The sequence below is a fragment of the Bacillus sp. LQ16 genome, assembly GCF_057784645.1.
In genome coordinates this window covers 3955906-3973203 of sequence record NZ_CM173491.1, presented here as the reverse complement: position 1 = coordinate 3973203, position 17298 = coordinate 3955906, and the positions used below count along the sequence as shown (strand labels likewise).

At 34.9% G+C, this 17298-nt stretch carries 19 protein-coding genes; 10 read left to right on the top strand and 9 right to left on the bottom strand.

The window, feature by feature from the left end; all coding sequences use genetic code 11:
- The first annotated feature begins 2 nt into the window (after nucleotides 1-2).
- Both nagB and AC3EMB_RS19855 read left to right on the top strand, forming a co-directional pair.
- Nucleotides 3-791 (top strand): glucosamine-6-phosphate deaminase, encoded by a 789-nt coding sequence (gene nagB / locus AC3EMB_RS19860; RefSeq protein WP_001024208.1) that lies wholly within the window; start codon nucleotides 3-5, stop codon nucleotides 789-791.
- Nucleotides 721-1452, top strand: coding sequence for a GntR family transcriptional regulator (locus AC3EMB_RS19855; RefSeq protein ID WP_014894892.1), 732 nt, complete (start codon nucleotides 721-723; stop codon nucleotides 1450-1452). The genes nagB and AC3EMB_RS19855 overlap by 71 nt, the downstream gene beginning before the upstream one ends.
- Nucleotides 1453-1525: 73 nt before the next feature.
- On the opposite strand, the gene AC3EMB_RS19850 is transcribed toward AC3EMB_RS19855, so the two are convergent.
- Nucleotides 1526-2332, bottom strand: coding sequence for a Cof-type HAD-IIB family hydrolase (locus AC3EMB_RS19850; protein WP_000594249.1), 807 nt, complete (start codon nucleotides 2330-2332; stop codon nucleotides 1526-1528).
- Between the two features lie 165 nt (nucleotides 2333-2497).
- On the opposite strand from AC3EMB_RS19850, the gene glcT reads away from it, so the two are divergent.
- From glcT to ptsP, 4 genes are all read left to right on the top strand, one after another.
- Complete coding sequence (gene glcT / locus AC3EMB_RS19845; protein WP_001067322.1) at nucleotides 2498-3346, top strand: glucose PTS transporter transcription antiterminator GlcT; 849 nt, start codon at nucleotides 2498-2500, stop codon at nucleotides 3344-3346.
- 339 nt (nucleotides 3347-3685) lie between these two features.
- Nucleotides 3686-5749 (top strand): PTS glucose transporter subunit IIABC, encoded by a 2064-nt coding sequence (ptsG, locus tag AC3EMB_RS19840; protein WP_061659903.1) that lies wholly within the window; start codon nucleotides 3686-3688, stop codon nucleotides 5747-5749.
- 135 nt (nucleotides 5750-5884) lie between these two features.
- Nucleotides 5885-6148 carry a phosphocarrier protein HPr gene (gene ptsH, locus AC3EMB_RS19835; protein ID WP_000411080.1) on the top strand — a complete coding sequence of 88 codons (264 nt, stop codon included), beginning with the start codon at nucleotides 5885-5887 and terminating at the stop codon, nucleotides 6146-6148.
- On the top strand, nucleotides 6148-7860 hold the full coding sequence (gene ptsP, locus AC3EMB_RS19830; RefSeq protein ID WP_000174216.1) for a phosphoenolpyruvate--protein phosphotransferase: 1713 nt from the start codon (nucleotides 6148-6150) through the stop codon (nucleotides 7858-7860). The genes ptsH and ptsP overlap by 1 nt, the downstream gene beginning before the upstream one ends.
- A gap of 96 nt (nucleotides 7861-7956) precedes the next feature.
- Here ptsP and AC3EMB_RS19825 read toward each other — a convergent pair whose 3' ends face one another.
- The 3 genes from AC3EMB_RS19825 to AC3EMB_RS19815 all read right to left on the bottom strand — a co-directional run bounded on the left by AC3EMB_RS19825 (nucleotide 7957) and on the right by AC3EMB_RS19815 (nucleotide 9587).
- A complete protein-coding gene (locus AC3EMB_RS19825; RefSeq protein WP_023522951.1) occupies nucleotides 7957-8322 on the bottom strand; it encodes a DUF3915 domain-containing protein in 366 nt (121 codons plus the stop codon).
- A gap of 195 nt (nucleotides 8323-8517) precedes the next feature.
- Nucleotides 8518-8736 (bottom strand): hypothetical protein, encoded by a 219-nt coding sequence (locus AC3EMB_RS19820; RefSeq protein ID WP_000100485.1) that lies wholly within the window; start codon nucleotides 8734-8736, stop codon nucleotides 8518-8520.
- Between the two features lie 233 nt (nucleotides 8737-8969).
- Complete coding sequence (locus tag AC3EMB_RS19815) at nucleotides 8970-9587, bottom strand: nitroreductase family protein (RefSeq protein ID WP_000180387.1); 618 nt, start codon at nucleotides 9585-9587, stop codon at nucleotides 8970-8972.
- A gap of 327 nt (nucleotides 9588-9914) precedes the next feature.
- Here AC3EMB_RS19815 and AC3EMB_RS19810 point away from each other — a divergent pair, with 327 nt between their 5' ends.
- The 4 genes from AC3EMB_RS19810 (at nucleotide 9915) to AC3EMB_RS19795 (ending at nucleotide 13655) form a co-directional block, all read left to right on the top strand.
- Nucleotides 9915-11207: a GGDEF domain-containing protein gene (locus AC3EMB_RS19810; protein WP_001023187.1), complete on the top strand. Its 1293-nt coding sequence runs from the start codon at nucleotides 9915-9917 to the stop codon at nucleotides 11205-11207.
- Nucleotides 11208-11297: 90 nt separating this feature from the next.
- Nucleotides 11298-12434 carry a serine hydrolase gene (locus tag AC3EMB_RS19805; protein ID WP_000592904.1) on the top strand — a complete coding sequence of 379 codons (1137 nt, stop codon included), beginning with the start codon at nucleotides 11298-11300 and terminating at the stop codon, nucleotides 12432-12434.
- Nucleotides 12435-12438: 4 nt separating this feature from the next.
- Complete coding sequence (locus AC3EMB_RS19800; protein ID WP_488517236.1) at nucleotides 12439-13317, top strand: NAD(P)-dependent oxidoreductase; 879 nt, start codon at nucleotides 12439-12441, stop codon at nucleotides 13315-13317.
- A gap of 5 nt (nucleotides 13318-13322) precedes the next feature.
- A complete protein-coding gene (locus AC3EMB_RS19795; protein ID WP_488517235.1) occupies nucleotides 13323-13655 on the top strand; it encodes a DUF3909 family protein in 333 nt (110 codons plus the stop codon).
- A gap of 35 nt (nucleotides 13656-13690) precedes the next feature.
- Here the strand turns inward: AC3EMB_RS19795 and AC3EMB_RS19790 are convergent, their stop codons facing one another.
- The 5 genes from AC3EMB_RS19790 to mtnW all read right to left on the bottom strand — a co-directional run bounded on the left by AC3EMB_RS19790 (nucleotide 13691) and on the right by mtnW (nucleotide 17280).
- Entirely contained in the window at nucleotides 13691-13966 is a 276-nt protein-coding gene (locus AC3EMB_RS19790; RefSeq protein WP_000054659.1) for a hypothetical protein, read from the bottom strand.
- Nucleotides 13967-14254: 288 nt separating this feature from the next.
- Nucleotides 14255-14767: a 1,2-dihydroxy-3-keto-5-methylthiopentene dioxygenase gene (locus AC3EMB_RS19785; RefSeq protein ID WP_000057317.1), complete on the bottom strand. Its 513-nt coding sequence runs from the start codon at nucleotides 14765-14767 to the stop codon at nucleotides 14255-14257.
- Entirely contained in the window at nucleotides 14745-15383 is a 639-nt protein-coding gene (locus AC3EMB_RS19780) for a methylthioribulose 1-phosphate dehydratase (protein ID WP_000811341.1), read from the bottom strand. The genes AC3EMB_RS19785 and AC3EMB_RS19780 overlap by 23 nt, the downstream gene beginning before the upstream one ends.
- A complete protein-coding gene (gene mtnX, locus AC3EMB_RS19775) occupies nucleotides 15380-16039 on the bottom strand; it encodes a 2-hydroxy-3-keto-5-methylthiopentenyl-1-phosphate phosphatase (RefSeq protein WP_000027488.1) in 660 nt (219 codons plus the stop codon). The genes AC3EMB_RS19780 and mtnX overlap by 4 nt, the downstream gene beginning before the upstream one ends.
- Nucleotides 16036-17280 (bottom strand): 2,3-diketo-5-methylthiopentyl-1-phosphate enolase, encoded by a 1245-nt coding sequence (gene mtnW, locus AC3EMB_RS19770; RefSeq protein WP_000014203.1) that lies wholly within the window; start codon nucleotides 17278-17280, stop codon nucleotides 16036-16038. Before mtnW ends, mtnX begins: the two co-directional genes overlap by 4 nt.
- Nucleotides 17281-17298 lie beyond the last annotated feature (18 nt).

The window sequence follows — 17298 nt, the reverse complement described above, 5'->3', positions numbered from 1 at the left end:
AAATGAATATTCTTGTTGTAAAAACTCCAGAAGAACTAGCAGAAGCAGGTTATAAATTAATTGAAGAAGTTGTAAAAACAAAAGAAAATCCAACATTAGGAATGGCTACAGGAAGCTCTCCATTAGGTATTTATGCAGAAATGCGAAAAAATAAACTTGATACAAGCCGTGTAACCACTGTAAACTTAGATGAGTACGTAAATTTACCACATGAAGATAAAAACAGCTATCACTATTTCATGCAAGAACAGTTGTTTGATCATCTTCCATTTAAACAAACTTATGTACCAAACGGGATGGCAAGTGATTTAGAGGAAGAGTGCAAACGTTACGAGGGCATTCTAACTGCTAACCCAGTTGACCTACAGATTCTTGGAATCGGTGAAAACGGTCACATCGGATTTAATGAGCCAGGAACACCGTTTAATTCTCCAACGAACATTGTTGAATTAACAGAATCTACACGCCAAGCAAACCTTCGCTTCTTCGAAAAAGAAGAAGATGTGCCAACTCATGCGATTACAATGGGAATTGGAAGCATTATGAAAGCGAAACAAGTTCTACTTGTTGCTATGGGTTCTAAAAAGGCAGAAGCTGTTAAAGAATTATTGCAAGGTGAATATAGTGAAGAGTGTCCGGCTACAGTTTTACAACGTCATCCGAATGTAACCGTAATCGCAGATCAAGAAGCTCTATCTTTATGCAGTGAGGCGATTGCTGATGAACATCGACAAGTATTCACCATTTCCGATCTATTATCAGATTCAAGAGTGGGTGAAACAGCTAATTGAGGACGGCGAATGGAAGCCGGGAGATAAAATCCCATCTGAGAATGAACTTTGTGATAAGTTCGAAGTGAGTCGTATGACAATCAGACAGGCGATTAATAATTTAGTGGAACAAGGCTATTTATATCGGAAGCGTGGAATTGGAACATTTGTCCAACTTCCGAAAGTGGAACAAAAATTGCAAGGAATGACGGGATTCACAGAAGATATGATTTCTCGTGGAATGAACCCAAGTAGTCAATTACTTAGTTTCCGCCTAGTTCCAGCTACTGCTAAAATAGCAGACCGGTTGAGAATACAGGAGGGGGAATCGGTTTATGAAGTGAGGCGTATTCGCTTAGCTGATGATGAACCGATTGCTTTTGAGACGACATATTTGTCGCCAGCTCTTGTAAAAGATATTAACGAAGAGATATTGCAACAATCTTTATATGAACATTTAGAGAAAAAACTGGGCTTTAAACTTGTTAGCGCTACTCAGTCAATTGAAGCTTCTGTTGCGACGGAAAATGAAGCTGAACATCTGCATATTCCTAAAAAGGCGCCTGTACTTGTAATGCGTCAATGGTCATATTCAGAAGGTGAGATACCGCTAGAGTACGTGAAATGTATTTATCGTGGAGATCGTTATAAATTTATTACGAATATCGCACGTAACAAATAGTATATTTCAGTTTGTGAAGTACAGTCGAAATGAAAATGGATAACATGTAAAGAAATAAAAATACGACTCATCCTTATAAGGAATGAGTCGTATTTTTATTATGAGCAATTACGTGGTTAACAGCATCTTTGACGTGATTTACTACATAGTGAGCGTGTTTTTTTACTGCATCATCTGCTTGCGACATAGCAAAACTGTGAGGAGTTAAAGAAAACATAGGAATATCATTGTAAGAATCCCCTATACAAGCAATTTCCTCAGGTTTTATTTCAAACTCATTTAATAAAACAGAAATGGCAGAGCCTTTACTAACATTCGGTGGCATTACATCTAAACATTGTTCTGCTGAGATGAAAGTACTAACTTTCCCGTGGAATTTTTCATCAATTTTTTTTTGAAGGAGTTGTAAGCTCTCCTTTGTTCCACCGACAGAAATTTTATTTGGGAAAATTGTATCATCAATCTTCTGTAGTAAGTTTGGTTCTTCAACAGAAGTCATTGTTACTTGTTGTTCAAGTTCTTGAATAAAAGGTGTTTTCTCTTCAATGTAATAATTATGCTCATCACTTACATAACGGAAATAAGGATTTTCATTCGTCATAGCTAACAAATCGGGAAGTATGCTGGAATCAAAAGTTGCAGATAATAGTTGTTTATTTTCATGTGTATATACAAAAACACCGTTTACACTAATACGATGAAAATTTGTATTTACAGCTTTCATTAAGTCTGCAATTTCATTATCAAGTCTTCCGGAAGCGAAGCAAAGAATAACATTTTGCTCGGCGAGGCTGCGTAGTGCCGCAACATCTTGTTCATCAATAAGACCTCCGTGTTGCATCATTGTACCATCGATATCACTTACAAACATTTTAATCATGCTGTTATCTCCTTTCTATGTACAGTTGCTCTTACATTATACGCATCATATATAAACATGTCTAAAAAATGAATTTTTATTAAATGGCAGATGTTTTACATTGACGACAAAGAAGAATATTCTGTAACATAAAAGTAGGCTATTTAAGTACGAGGGTGGTGTTATATGAATAATTATCTAGAAATTAAAAAAGTTTTAAATAATAATGTCATCATTGCTAGCCATCCTGAACACGAGGAAGTAGTAGTGATTGGTAAAGGAATTGGATTTGGGAAAAAAGCGAAAGATGTATTGGAGCAAGAACAAATCGAAAAAATGTTTGTCTTAAAAAATGAACGTGATCGTGAACAATATAAATTATTAGTGCCGCATGTTAGTGAAAAATTAATTGAATTGATGAACGATATTATGCTGTACATTCAAGAAAAAGCGAAATCTCCACTAAATGAACATATTCATATTGCGTTAACAGATCATATTTCATTTGCAATTAAAAGGTTAAAACAAGGACTTACAATTGATAATCCTTTTTTAGTTGAAACAAAAATGCTCTATCCAGAGGAGTATGAAATTGCGGAAGGTGTTGTAGAACTTTTAAATTCTCGTTTGCAAATTACATTGCCAGAAGGAGAAATTGGTTTTATTGCACTTCACATTTACAGTTCGCTTACAAATTCTGATTTATCTTCAGTTAATCAAAACTCCCGTCTCATTGCACAACTTGTATCTTTAATTGAGACAAACTTAGAAATTACATTAGATCAAGAGAGCATTCATTATTTACGCCTTATTCGTCATCTTCAATATGCTATTGAGAGGGTGAAAAAAGGAGAAAAAGTAGAAGAATCGCAAAGTTTTGCTGATTTATTAAAGGCGGAGTATCCAGTTTGCTATAACGTAGCTTGGAAGCTAGTTAAGGTCATGCAAAAAGAGTTGCAACTACCTGTATATGAAGCTGAAAGTATTTATTTAACGATGCACTTGCAACGCTTAGTCAAGGCAGAGCATGTGTAATAAGTCATATATTTTTGTCTAAAATGAAAACGTTAAAAAAAATGATTGAATCGCTTACAATAGTTATGTATAATAACTATTGCAAAGTTATACAAATTTCGACAAACACATTAAGGTGAGTAACGAAAACGTTTGCCTTAATTATAGTGAACTTATACGTAAACCTATTTTTGACACGTGTTACTGATTCGATCAGGCATGAGTGGAGAAAAGTAAGGAATGTAAGCTAGAGAAAGGGATATACTACCCTTTGTATAGCTATCGTTCTATCTTTTTTTCCTCATGTCTTTTTGGCGTTTGTCGGAAGGTATCAATATAGATAAGAGAGGAAGGGTTTCCATGTTTAAGAAGATCTTTGGTGTTCTTCAAAAAGTCGGAAAAGCGTTAATGCTTCCAGTAGCGATTTTACCGGCAGCAGGTATTTTACTTGGATTTGGTAATGCATTTCAAAATCCACAGTTAACAAATGTTATTCCTGCTTTAAAAGCAGATTGGTTCGTAATGGTTGCAAAAATTATGGAACAATCTGGTGATATTATTTTCGCTAACCTTGCATTATTATTCGCAGTTGGGGTAGCAATTGGTTTAGCTGGTGGAGACGGAGTAGCTGGTTTAGCAGCATTCGTCGGATACTTAATTATGAACAAAACGATGAGTGTGTTCTTAGAAGTAGATAAGCTAGTGAAAGTAACAAGTTCTGGAGCAGACCCAGTAAAAATTGGATTTGCAGATCCAGCGTATGCAAACGTATTAGGTATTCCAACGCTACAAACAGGGGTATTTGGTGGTATTATCGTCGGTATAGTAGCGGCATATTGCTATAATAAATACTTCAACATTGAATTACCATCATACTTAGGTTTCTTTGCAGGTAAGCGTTTCGTACCGATCGCAACTGCAACATTCTCTTTAATAGTAGGTATTATCATGTGCTTCGTTTGGCCATACATTCAAGGTGGCTTAAACACGTTCTCACATCAAATGATTGATGCAAATAGAACAATCGCAGCATTTATATTCGGTTTAATTGAACGTTCATTAATTCCATTTGGACTACATCACATTTTCTATTCACCGTTCTGGTTCGAATTCGGACAGTATACAAATGCAGCTGGCGAATTAATCCGTGGTGACCAAAAAATCTTTATGGCACAGTTAAAAGACGGTGTAGAATTAACAGCAGGTACATTTACAACTGGTAAGTATCCGTTCATGATGTTCGGTCTTCCAGCAGCAGCTTTAGCAATGTACCATGAAGCACGTCCAGAAAATAAAAAATTAGCAGCAGGTATTTTAGGTTCTGCAGCATTAACATCTTTCTTAACAGGTATTACAGAGCCACTTGAATTTTCATTCTTATTCGTAGCGCCAGTATTGTTCGGAATTCATGCTGTATTTGCTGGTCTATCATTTATGACAATGCAAATTTTAGGTGTTAAAATTGGTATGACATTCTCTGGTGGTTTAATTGACTTCCTATTATTCGGTGTACTACCAGGCCGTACAGCATGGTGGTGGGTAATTATTGTTGGTCTTGTACTAGCAGTTATTTACTACTTCGGATTCCGCTTTGCAATCCGTAAATGGAATCTAAAAACACCTGGTCGTGAAGAGGCAAATGCGAATGACGGTGCAGGAAAAACAGAAGCAGGCGAACTTCCTCGTGAAGTATTAGTAGCACTTGGTGGTAAAGAAAACATTGCTTCTTTAGATGCTTGTATTACTCGTTTACGTGTTCAAGTTAACGAACAAAAGAATGTAAACAAAGACCGCTTAAAAGAACTTGGAGCAGCTGGTGTACTTGAAGTTGGAAATAACATTCAAGCTATTTTCGGACCGAAATCTGACACGTTAAAATCACAAATTCATGATATAATGTCAGGTCGTACACCTCATGTTGAAAAAGAAGAACCTGTAAAAGTGGAAGAAACTCCTCAAAAAGTTGATGAAAATGAAACAATTGTATCACCAATCGAAGGAAAAATCTTACCAATTACAGAAGTGCCTGACCAAGTATTCTCAGGAAAAATGATGGGAGACGGATTTGCAATTGAGCCAACTGAAGGAACAGTAGTTTCTCCAGTTAACGGTGAAATTGTCAATGTATTCCCTACAAAACATGCGATTGGTATTCAATCTGAAGGCGGAAAAGAAATTTTAATCCACTTTGGTATTGATACTGTAAAATTAAATGGTGAAGGATTCGAGGCACTTGTAGCACAAGGTGATAAAGTGAAGCAAGGCCAACCATTATTAAAAGTAGATCTTGCATTTGTAAAAGAAAATGCACCATCTATCATTACACCAATTGTATTTACAAACTTACAACAAGGGCAACAAGTCGAATTGAAAAAAGATGGAAATGTTAAGAAGGGCGAAACCGCTATTATTGACATTCAGTAGGAATTTGACGCAAAATGTTTATAATTATAATAGGCGATGTGGTTGACCGAACATCGCCTATTATATACAATAGATGATGTAGTACTCACGTCTATACAACTAAAAAAAACTGTAATTTAAAGGAGATAAATAATCATGGAAAAAATCTTTAAAGTAACTAGCGACTCAGGAATTCATGCTCGTCCAGCAACTCTACTTGTAAACACTGCAAGCAAATTCGGTTCTGACATTAACTTAGAGTATAACGGAAAGAACGTTAACTTAAAATCAATCATGGGCGTTATGTCTTTAGGCATTCAACAAAACGCAGAAATTAAAATCACTGCCAATGGTGATGATGCAGCTCAAGCACTAGCAGCTATCGAAGAAACTATGAAAAACGAAGGATTAGGAGAATAATGACTCTTAACATTCAAGGGATCGCTGCATCAAGTGGGATTGCTATTGCAAAGGCTTTCAGACTTGAAAATCCTGAATTTAACATCGAAAAGAAATCAATTACAAACGAAGCTGCAGAAATTGCACGCTTAGACGCTGCGCTTGAGAAAGCAAAAACTGAATTAGAAGCTATTAAGGACCACGCATTTGCTGAGCTAGGTGCTGACAAAGCTGCGATCTTTGAAGCACATTTATTAGTGTTAAATGATCCAGAACTAGTAAACCCAGTAAAAGATAAAGTAAATAGTGAAAAAGTAAATGCTGAATTTGCAATGGATGAAGTTGCATCAATGTTTATTTCTATGTTTGAAAACATGGATAATGAATATATGAAAGAACGTGCTGCGGACATTCGTGACGTAACAAAACGCGTTCTTGCACATTTACTAGGAATTAACTTCTCAAATCCTGGTACAATTTCTGAAGAGGTAATCATTATTGCTGAAGATTTAACACCATCTGATACAGCTCAGTTAAACCGTAAGTATGCAAAAGGTTTCACTACTGATATCGGTGGACGTACATCTCACTCTGCAATTATGGCTCGTTCTATGGAAATTCCAGCTGTTGTTGGTACGAAAGTTGTTATGGAGAAAATCCAAAACGGCGATATCGTTATCATTGACGGTTTAGATGGAGAAGTAATTGTAAACCCATCAGAAGAAACTCTTCGTTCGTTTGAAGAAAAGAAAGCGAAATTTGAAGAGCAAAAAACTGAATGGGCAAAATTAAAAGACCAAGCTACTGTAACAAGTGATGGACATCACGTTGAGCTTGTTGCAAATATCGGAACACCAAATGATGTACAAGGTATTATCGATAATGGCGGAGAAGGCGTTGGCTTATACCGTACAGAATTCTTATACATGGGTCGTGACAATCTTCCAACAGAAGAAGAGCAGTTCGAAGCGTATAAAGCAGTTCTTGAAGGTGTAAAAGAAGGTCAACCAGTCGTTGTTCGTACACTTGACATCGGTGGAGATAAAGAGCTTCCATACTTACATTTACCAAAAGAAATGAACCCATTCTTAGGATACCGTGCAATTCGCTTATGTCTTGATGAGCAAGATGTGTTCCGTACACAACTTCGTGCATTACTTCGTGCTAGCGTATACGGTAACTTAAAAATTATGTTCCCAATGATTGCAACTCTTGATGAGTTCCGTCAAGCAAAAGCAATTTTATTAGAAGAGAAAGCGAAACTTGTAGAAGCGGGTACAACTGTTTCTGATTCTATTGAAGTTGGTATGATGGTTGAAATCCCAGCTTCAGCAGTATTAGCAGATCAATTCGCGAAAGAAGTTGACTTCTTCTCTATCGGAACAAATGATTTAATCCAATACACAATGGCTGCAGACCGTATGAACGAACAAGTATCATACTTATACCAACCATATAACCCATCTATTTTACGTCTTGTAAAAATGGTTATCGATGCTGCTCATAAAGAAGGCAAATGGGCTGGTATGTGCGGTGAGATGGCAGGAGATTCACTTGCTATCCCGTTACTATTAGGATTAGGTTTAGATGAGTTCAGTATGAGTGCAACATCTATTCTTCCTGCAAGAACACAACTAAGCAAGTTGTCAAAAGCAGAAATGGAGACATTAGCAGAAAAAGCATTAATGATGTCAACTGCTGAAGAAGTTGTTGAACTAGTTAAAAGCATATAATCAATAAAAAACCTGAGCCGATTTGAAATCGGTCTCAGGTTTTTTCTATGAGAAAAGTAAATCTTATTTTCTTACTATAGAGGATAAGGAACAGAATTAGATAGCGATTGCAACGATATCAGTTGGGCATACACGTAAAATACCAGTAAAAGTATTTCGGTTTTGATTGTTCTTATCGTCTTTATTGTTATCTTTGTTGTCTTTGTTATTACGAGCCAAAGCAGAGAAAAGAGCAACACCGTTAGCGAAACCTTCAAAAATTACATTGTTGAAAGTGCCATTACCTCTAATGCTTAAAAGAGAAAGTTCTGTTCCAACTGAAATGCTAGCAAGTACGTTACATACAGCTGGTTGTTGTGGTCTAACTACTTCTCTCTCTTTCTCTTTCTCATGATGTCTGCACTCTCTTTCATGATGATGACAGTCTCTAAAGTTATCACAGCATCCAAATGATCCAAACATAATCCTCATCACCCCCTTCACACTTATAATCTATGTAAGTTCGGTAGTGAGTGACTGGACAGAGAGTGGAATTTTTTCTAGGGGATTTTCTCATTTTAAATGACTAGCTGGGTGTTTAGTATGGAATGATGTTTAAAATAGGGGGAATATAACAAAAAATGTAAAAACCACCGAAATAAATGAAATAGGTAGCCTTTACACTTTTTTACTTTTATATAAAACGATGATATATACAGGAAGAGCTAGGAGTAGTGGTACAATGGATCGTGCAGTATGTTTTTCTGATTCTAATTGGAATGCTTCTTCTTTTGGGAATTGTAAAATGGAGATGTTTGCGGCATCACCAATAAAATATAGAAGCAGTACAGTTACTATGTAACATAAAAGTGCGATAAAGCTTCCGTATGAACTCAATGAAAATCCCTCTCTTGTTATCTATTTGTTATCATTGTATCATAATTGTAACAAAAATACACGGGTATATTTCAACACCTAAACAAAATTCGACACAAAACGTCAAGTTTATTTATGATAAGGGAATAGAATATACTTTTCCATAAGTATAAATGTCGAATGATTTGTAGTAATATTACAAAAGTATGACAGGAAATAAAAAACGAAGGCAATGTAGTTACCTTCGTTTTTTATTATTTTGCCCACTCACTCACTTGCTCTACGCTCATACGAGGTGCAGGGTGGCCTTTTAAAGTTGATTCACCAATTGTAATAAGCATAATTGGAACGTAACGAGATGAAACGTTAAATTCGTCTGTCAGTGCTTGTGGATTGAAGCCACCAATAGCACAAGTATCCCAACCAGTTGCTTTAGCTGCAAGCATAAGTTGCATTGCTGCTAAAGATGCATTTGAAAAGGCAGCATCTCTTGGGAATTGTTCACGAGCATATGCAGATTCAATATTTTTAGCTAAGCGTTCTTTTGCTTCTTCTTTCATAAATCCTTGTTCTACAATTGGACCATATACTGGCTCAACATTTTTATAAGCTTCTAAATCACCTAAAATAGCGACTACTGCAGAAGCATCAAGAATTTGTTGTTGGTTATAAGCTATTGGGTGTAATCGTTTTTGTACATCTTCACCTTGAAAAACGAGGAATTTCCAGTGTTGCAAGTTCCAAGCGGAAGGTGCTTGTGCTGCGGCTTTTAAAATCTCATGTAATTCTGTAGATGAGATTTCTTTATTTGGGTTGAATGCACGTGTAGATGTGCGTTCATATAGAACGTTAAAAAAGTTGTCGTTTGTCATTGTATATCCTCCAAATTGTATATCGAATTATTTTCAAAAAAATAATATACACTACTTACATTTTGTAAGTTATCGAATTTAAGAATATAATATCTTTATTTTAATTGTCAAGTTTTAAAAATAAGCTAGGGCATTCATACAAACGATACAATTCCTACAATCATACACTAAAAAAGGAATTTATAGAGTGAAAAGCGAAGATAACATTCTCAATTAGCTTGTTAATATGTATCTCTCACAAATTAAAGTTTATTGGAGAACAGTCTTTTAAAAAAGTTTGTGAGGAATTCAGTAGAACAAGATATATGAAGTGAGTGAAGACTAGTGATGAACATACTACATTTTTTATTAGAGAATACGGTTTTCCAAAATGTGTTACAAGATCTGCAGTTAAATGTCCTTTATATAGAAAATGGATGTAAGCATCAACAAACGGTAGAAAATATCCATCCAAAATGTATGTTTATAGCAAATAGTTTTGAAGAGGGCGAACTATTATTTCAAAGAACGAAACCACACATTATCATTACGTATGTAACAGATTATTCTCAAATAAAATATATAAAGAATATGTATACTCCGCACAGTACATTCATTGTCATTTGGGATCAACAAATAACAAAAGAATTCACAGATGTACTTGCATTAGGAATACGTAATATTGTAATAGCTCCTGTAACTCCGCAAGCAGTGTTAGAGGAAGTGAATAAGAGTTTGTATCAACTTTCTTTAGTAAGGCAAGTCGGTTTGCAGCAGGAATTGCTTCAAACGATGTTTGATTTTCAAAATGATCTATTATTTATAGTAGAAGATGATGAGATTGTTGATTGTAATACAAATTTTTTAGCTTTTTTTGGATATGAAAATCTGTTTGCCTATCGTGAGCAACATTTAGTATTTGCTGAACATTTTATTAGAGAAAGTGGATACTATTCGACGACGCATGATATCACATGGTTAGACGATACTTTATCAAGTGGTAGAAGAATTAAGATGCTAAATTATGAAGGGGTAGTATCCACTTTTTTATTACGTGCGACACCATTGCCAGAAGATTTATCAAGATTTATTGTAAAGTGCACGGAAATTACAGAATTAGATGAAATCTATCAAGAGCAAGAAAGACTTGCTATGGTAGATTCATTGACAGAGATTTATAATCGTTTAAAGTTTCAACAAATACTAGAGGTAGAGTGGGAAAAGGTAATACGTAGTGATGAGAAAATAGCTATCATTTTATTTGATATAGATAATTTTAAAACGGTTAATGACACATATGGTCATGATTTTGGTGATTTGGCATTAATACAACTTGCAGAGCTTATGAAATCTAAAGTGGAGCAACAACATGTATTTGCAAGATGGGGAGGAGAAGAATTCATTATATTAGTGACAAATACAGTAGAAAAGGAAGCATTTCAAGTTGCGGAGTCATTACGATTCTTCATTGAAACAAAGCAATTCACTGGAATTTCGAAGCTAACAGCTAGCTTTGGAGTTGCGTTATATGAACAAGGAACTACAAGAGAAGAATTAATGCAACGAGCGGACATTGCATTATATGAAGCGAAAAAAAATGGGAAGAATCAAGTATGTGTGTATAGAAAAGAAAAAATGTAATTTTTCGCAACAAATTGTTGCGATTTTTTTTTATTGTTTGATAATAGAATAGGGGGACAATTTTTAGCGAAGGAATTATGGAGGATCAATATGATAAAAAAAGTAATGGTGATGGCTTCACTGTCTGCTATAGTTGGCGGCGGAGTATACTATTTTCTTGTTAGCCCCAATATAAAGGAAAACACTGTATTAACAACTAAAGTGAATCCTACTATTGAATCAGAAGTACAAGGGAATATAGAAGAAAAAGAAGAGCAACAAATTGATTATGCTAGCATATCTCAAAAATTAGATCAATATTTAGTCGGAAAGCAATTTAATGGAACAGTTTTGGTAACAGATAAAGAGCGTGTTATATTGAATAAAGGATATGGGTATGCTGATGTTCAAAATAAAATAGAAAATACGCCTCAAACAAAATATCGTATTGGTTCTATTACGAAAACAGTTGTTGCCACATCTATTTTACAGTTGCAAGAACAAGGTAAATTGAATATTCAAGATAATGTAAATAAATATATTCCTTCATTTCCGGAGAATAAAAATATTACACTATATCATTTGTTAACCCATACCTCTGGTTTACCTGAACATGCGAAAGGAAATGTGAATGCTGCTTCCCGTTTACAGTTAGTTAATTGGATTGGACGTCAAAATTTAGAATTTCCTGCAGGAACAGGTTGGAGATATACAGATTATAATTATATGGTTCTTGCTTATATAATAGAACATATCTCGAAAAAACCTTTAGGAGATTACATAAAAGAAAACATATTTGTAAAAGCAGATATGCATGAATCCGGTATGGGAAATATGGTACCTGGAGATAAAAATTTTACAAAGGGTTATGTGAAAAAAAATCAAGAGCTTGTACCAGCGCAGAAGTTAGGCATGGATTGGCTATATGGTTGTGGTGAGATGTATACGACAGTTGGAGATATGAAGAAGTTAGACGAAGCAATTATAAATGGAAAACTTCTTTCTGAACAAAGTATACAAGCAATGTTTTCGCCTTCAGCAGAACGGAAATATGCATTTAGTTTTTATATATATCCAGATTATTTTCATAATCATGGTGTATTATCTGGTTGGAACACTTTCAATAATTTTAATAAAGAAAAAGGAATTTTTGTTATGTTATTTTCAAATGTAAAAAATAGTATGGATGATGACTTTAATAAAGAGTTCCGAAAGATGGTAAATGATTTATTAGAACAAAGGGGATGAGAAAATGGAACATAAAACTTTATCAATAGGTTTCATTGGTATTGGCGTAATGGGAAAAAGTATGGTTTATCACTTAATGCAAGATGGTCATAAAGTATATGTATATAATAGAACGAAAGCAAAAACAGATTCTTTAGTGCAAGATGGTGCACAATGGTGTGATACGCCAAAAGAGTTAGTGAAGCAAGTTGATATTGTAATGACAATGGTTGGATATCCACATGATGTAGAAGAAGTGTATTTTGGTATAGAAGGAATTATAGAACATGCAAAAGAAGGTACGATAGCAATTGACTTTACGACATCTACACCTACTTTAGCAAAACGTATTAATGAAGTTGCAAAAAGCAAAAATATATATACGTTAGATGCACCTGTCTCAGGAGGAGATGTTGGTGCGAAAGAAGCAAAACTCGCAATTATGGTAGGTGGAGAGAAAGAAATATATGATAGATGCTTACCTTTACTTGAAAAGTTAGGAACAAACATTCAATTACAAGGACTAGCTGGGAGTGGACAACATACAAAAATGTGCAATCAAATTGCGATTGCTTCCAATATGATTGGAGTATGTGAGGCTGTTGCTTACGCGAAGAAGGCTGGATTGAATCCAGATAAAGTGTTAGAGAGTATTTCAACAGGGGCAGCAGGTAGTTGGTCATTAAGTAATTTAGCTCCTCGAATGTTAAAAGGAGACTTTGAGCCGGGATTTTATGTAAAGCATTTTATGAAAGATATGAAAATTGCTTTAGAGGAAGCAGAAAAATTACAATTACCAGTCCCAGGCTTAAGTTTGGCGAAAGAATTGTATGAAGAGTTAATTAAGGATGGCGAAGAAAATAGTGGAACACAAGTATTATATAAAAAATATATAAGGGGGTAAACGAGGTGGACCTTCAAAAGTTTGATGAGATGATTGATACTGTACAGCGAGCTACTTGTATGCAAATTAATGAAAAACAAAAAGAAGCTTTTAAACAAAAATATGATTTTGAACCAGACTTTGAATATGGAAGAGATGAGAAGGGGCATTATGTAATTCGAACCTCTAAAAAGATGTTAGAAGAAATGGAGTTTTATTTGGCATTGAAATATGATCGTGATGGATTGGATCTTTATATGCAAGCTGAGATTGACGGTATATTTCATGTATCTGTTAGCTATGGTGAAGATGCCCTACATCTACAAGAATTGTTTCAATTTCTAGAAGAAAATAAATAAAAGTCCTCATTTGAGGACTTTTATTTATTTAGTCATTATAAGTTAGAAGCGCGGCGACATCGTTCAACTGGGAATGGGATAATTTGTGCGATGTGATTAGGACCAAATTGTTTTGTACGAGCATGGCGTATTATATAAAAAGCACACAGAATTGAAACAGGAATAGCGCCGAATAAACCAAATAATAAAGCGCTTACACAAGATGCGACAAATCCTAAAACACCAATTTCTAACTCTTCCATAATAGCTCCTAAAATAACAGGAAATGCCCCACATGTAACTCCAAGTATAAGTGCGATAAGTAAGCTCATGATTATCCCCCTCTGTTTGCGATATTATTTTCCTTCTTAGTTAATTGTAGTATATCACATACAAAACAGAATTTTCAGAAAAATTTCAATAAATGTTCAATAAATGTTCAAAAAATACACTTGAAAAATCAAGGCGTTAAATTTGTGATGAAATGGTACTTTTGAGTAAATAAAAAATCAGGCTTATTTCAAAAGTGAAATAAGCCTGTTCCATAGGAGGATGTATATATGTAGAGTGAATAAAAGTTTGGAAAAGGGGATCCAAGTCCTTTTATTCAACTAACTACCTTAATAGATTGGAACCCAGCCTTCAGTTGTCACAAAAATACGAATAGCTACAACTTGACGATCATCTTGCAAGGTAAAATAATGTCTTGCATTTTCTGGAACAGATATTAGATCGCCTGGCTCAAGTTCAACATCAAAGAATTTCCCATCTTTGCCTTCAATAGCGAAAATGCCATGACCACTGACGATAAAGCGGACTTCGTCGTCTGTATGATGATGTTCTTTTTGGAAATTAATTAATAATTCGTCAAGGTTAGGTGTGCTATTTGAAAGTGAAATTACATCATGTGCTTTATAACCTCGACGTGCTGAAACATCAGCGATTTCTTTTGAAAAAACAGCTAATATTTCAGCTTTGTTTTCATCTGTTAAAGAATAATTTTCATTTAAATGAGTAGGAAGTTTAGAAATATTCCATTTCTCATATAAAACGCCTTCCTCTTGTAGAAATTTAGATACTTCCACTTCATTTTCAATACGAGTATTTACTTCATGAATACGAATTTGCGCCATTAGAAACGCCTCCTTGAATTGATAGTAGTTTTATATGAAATTGGAATAAAAACTCATAAGCTTCTAATCTCTTCTTTGCATCAAAGCTATCTCGGCCCCATACGGTAATACCGTGGTTACGGATTAATACCGCTCCCGAATCACCTTGTATATGCTTTCGAAAGTTTTCTCCAAGCGTTGGGATATGGGCATGGTTTTCGATAATAGGAATGTGAATTGTTGCACCTTCTTCCCAAATATCGAGAGCTTTAATAATTTCTTGATTTTGAAGGGTAACTGCATCACTATATAAATTTGTGATGACATTATTATCAGTTGTATGAACATGAAGTACGCACCCGGCATTCGTATTGTTATAAATATGTGTATGCAATATTGTTTCTGCTGAAGGGCGTAATTCAGTCTCTAAAACAGGAACTCCTACATGATCTACTAATAGAAAATCATCTGGAGTGGTTTTTGTTTTATCTTTACCGCTTGCTGTAATGAGAAAAGTAAGTGGCTCATGACTAACTTTTATAGAAATATTACCACTTGTTGCTGGGAACCAATTTCGAGTTGTTAATTCTTTTTTTATCTCGCTTAAGTCATACCATTGACGAAAAAGTTGTTTCATGATTTCACCTCCAACAAATGTTTTAATTCATTTTGAATATCATGGAATGTTTCAAACGGTGTATAAGCAATATAATTCTCTGCACACTTTGTAATAAGGAAGTCACGAGCAAATACTTTATCTGCTTGTTTCGCAGCTTGTAAATCAGTAATTGAATCTCCAATCACAATATGGAAGTCATTCGTATCACTCAATTTACGGATGAGAGATGATTTACATAATCCGCAATGATTTTGACAATGATGATCACAAGGATGAGGCCAATTCACCGTAATGTATTCATTTGAAAAATCTGTTTCATTACAGTAAATTTGCTCTTTTGGAATGAGTCCTTGTAAGAGTGGATAGACGAAGAAATCCATTCCACCTGATATAACGTAAAAAGAAATGTTATTTTCATTTACAAATTGTATAAATTCATGAAAACCATTACGAAGTTCAGCAGTTTCTATTAAAAATTGAATAATTTCATCGTGCAGATGAGTAGGTATTAATCGAAATAATTGAGAAACACCTTCTTGAATAGATAGCTCTTGTGATAAAATTCTATTCTTTACTTCTTCAGCTTCTGGTGGTGCGAATTTTTCCATAATGGACATAATGTTATCATTATTTGTAATCGTGCCATCGAAATCACAAAATACTTGAATACTCATAATTTCACCTCATGAGAGGGATTTCCCCATATTTGTAGTGCACTATGCAAATTTATGTCATCTACTTCATGGAGTGGTTTATTTTGCAAAGTAGCATCAATTGCAGTACGGAATGCTTTACCACCGCCTTGCGCTCCATTTGGATGTCCATGTATCCCGCCGCCAGCATTAATAACAACATCTTTACCGAAATCTCGTACAATAAAGGGAACGAAACCAGGGTGAATACCAGCAGATGGAACAGAAAAGCTCTTCTTGAAAAATGCATCGTCTTCAGTTAAATATTTTGAGATAGCAAGAGCTTCCTCTTTTTCTAGCGCAACACTTCCGTATGGAGATGGGAATAATGAAAAGTCAGCCCCAGCATAGCGTAGTAGCTTTCCGAGTAATAATGGAGATGAAATTCCATATAACTTAGATGCTGAATAAGCACCACTTACAGCAGGGTGTGCCATAATAGGAACTGGGATTTCATCATCTTCTGCAAGTGATTGCAGTACATCTAGTCCGTAAGCAAATACGTTAAATAATAGAATATCAGCGCCAGCTTGCACTGCACGTTTCGCATTTTCTTTTAAATCAAAAGTTCGTCCTGTTAAATTTACGGCATATAACGTTTTATGTCCGTATGTTTCATATACGGATTGTAAAACTTCTTTTCCAGATACAATGCGTTTCGTAAGTGGTGTTAATGCATTTTCAAATAATATTTCATCATCTTTTACTATATCTACACCACCACTTGCTTGATCACGTAATTGCGTTTTTAAATACCCAATATTTCGTCCAATCATTCCTTTAAAAATACTCATTAAAAGGGGACGATCATGCACTTGTAAAAGGTTTCGAATACCATCTATCCCGAATTTTGGACCAGGAAAATGTTCTTTCAATTCTTCTGAAAAAGTTAAGTCAATTAATTTTACTTCGCCATCAAGGGATAGCTTTCCAAATGTAGTCGTTAAAATTGCTGGTAAATCTGGACTGAAGTTTAATAACGGATATTCGATTTTAATAATTCCGCGTTTTACTTTTTTACGTAAATACGAATTCGTATGTTCATGTTCAGCTAATTCCTCAATATGAATGACGTTGCCTTTATGTTGCTTTAATTGTTCTTGCAATAATTGTGGCAAATGAGTCCAAGAGCCAATTGTTAAACCAAGTGCAATTTGCTCAGCCTTTTTTTCTAAGTTATGTGAATCATCATGGATTAAATACGTCGCTATAATTCCGCTCATTGTTATAACCTCCTAGTT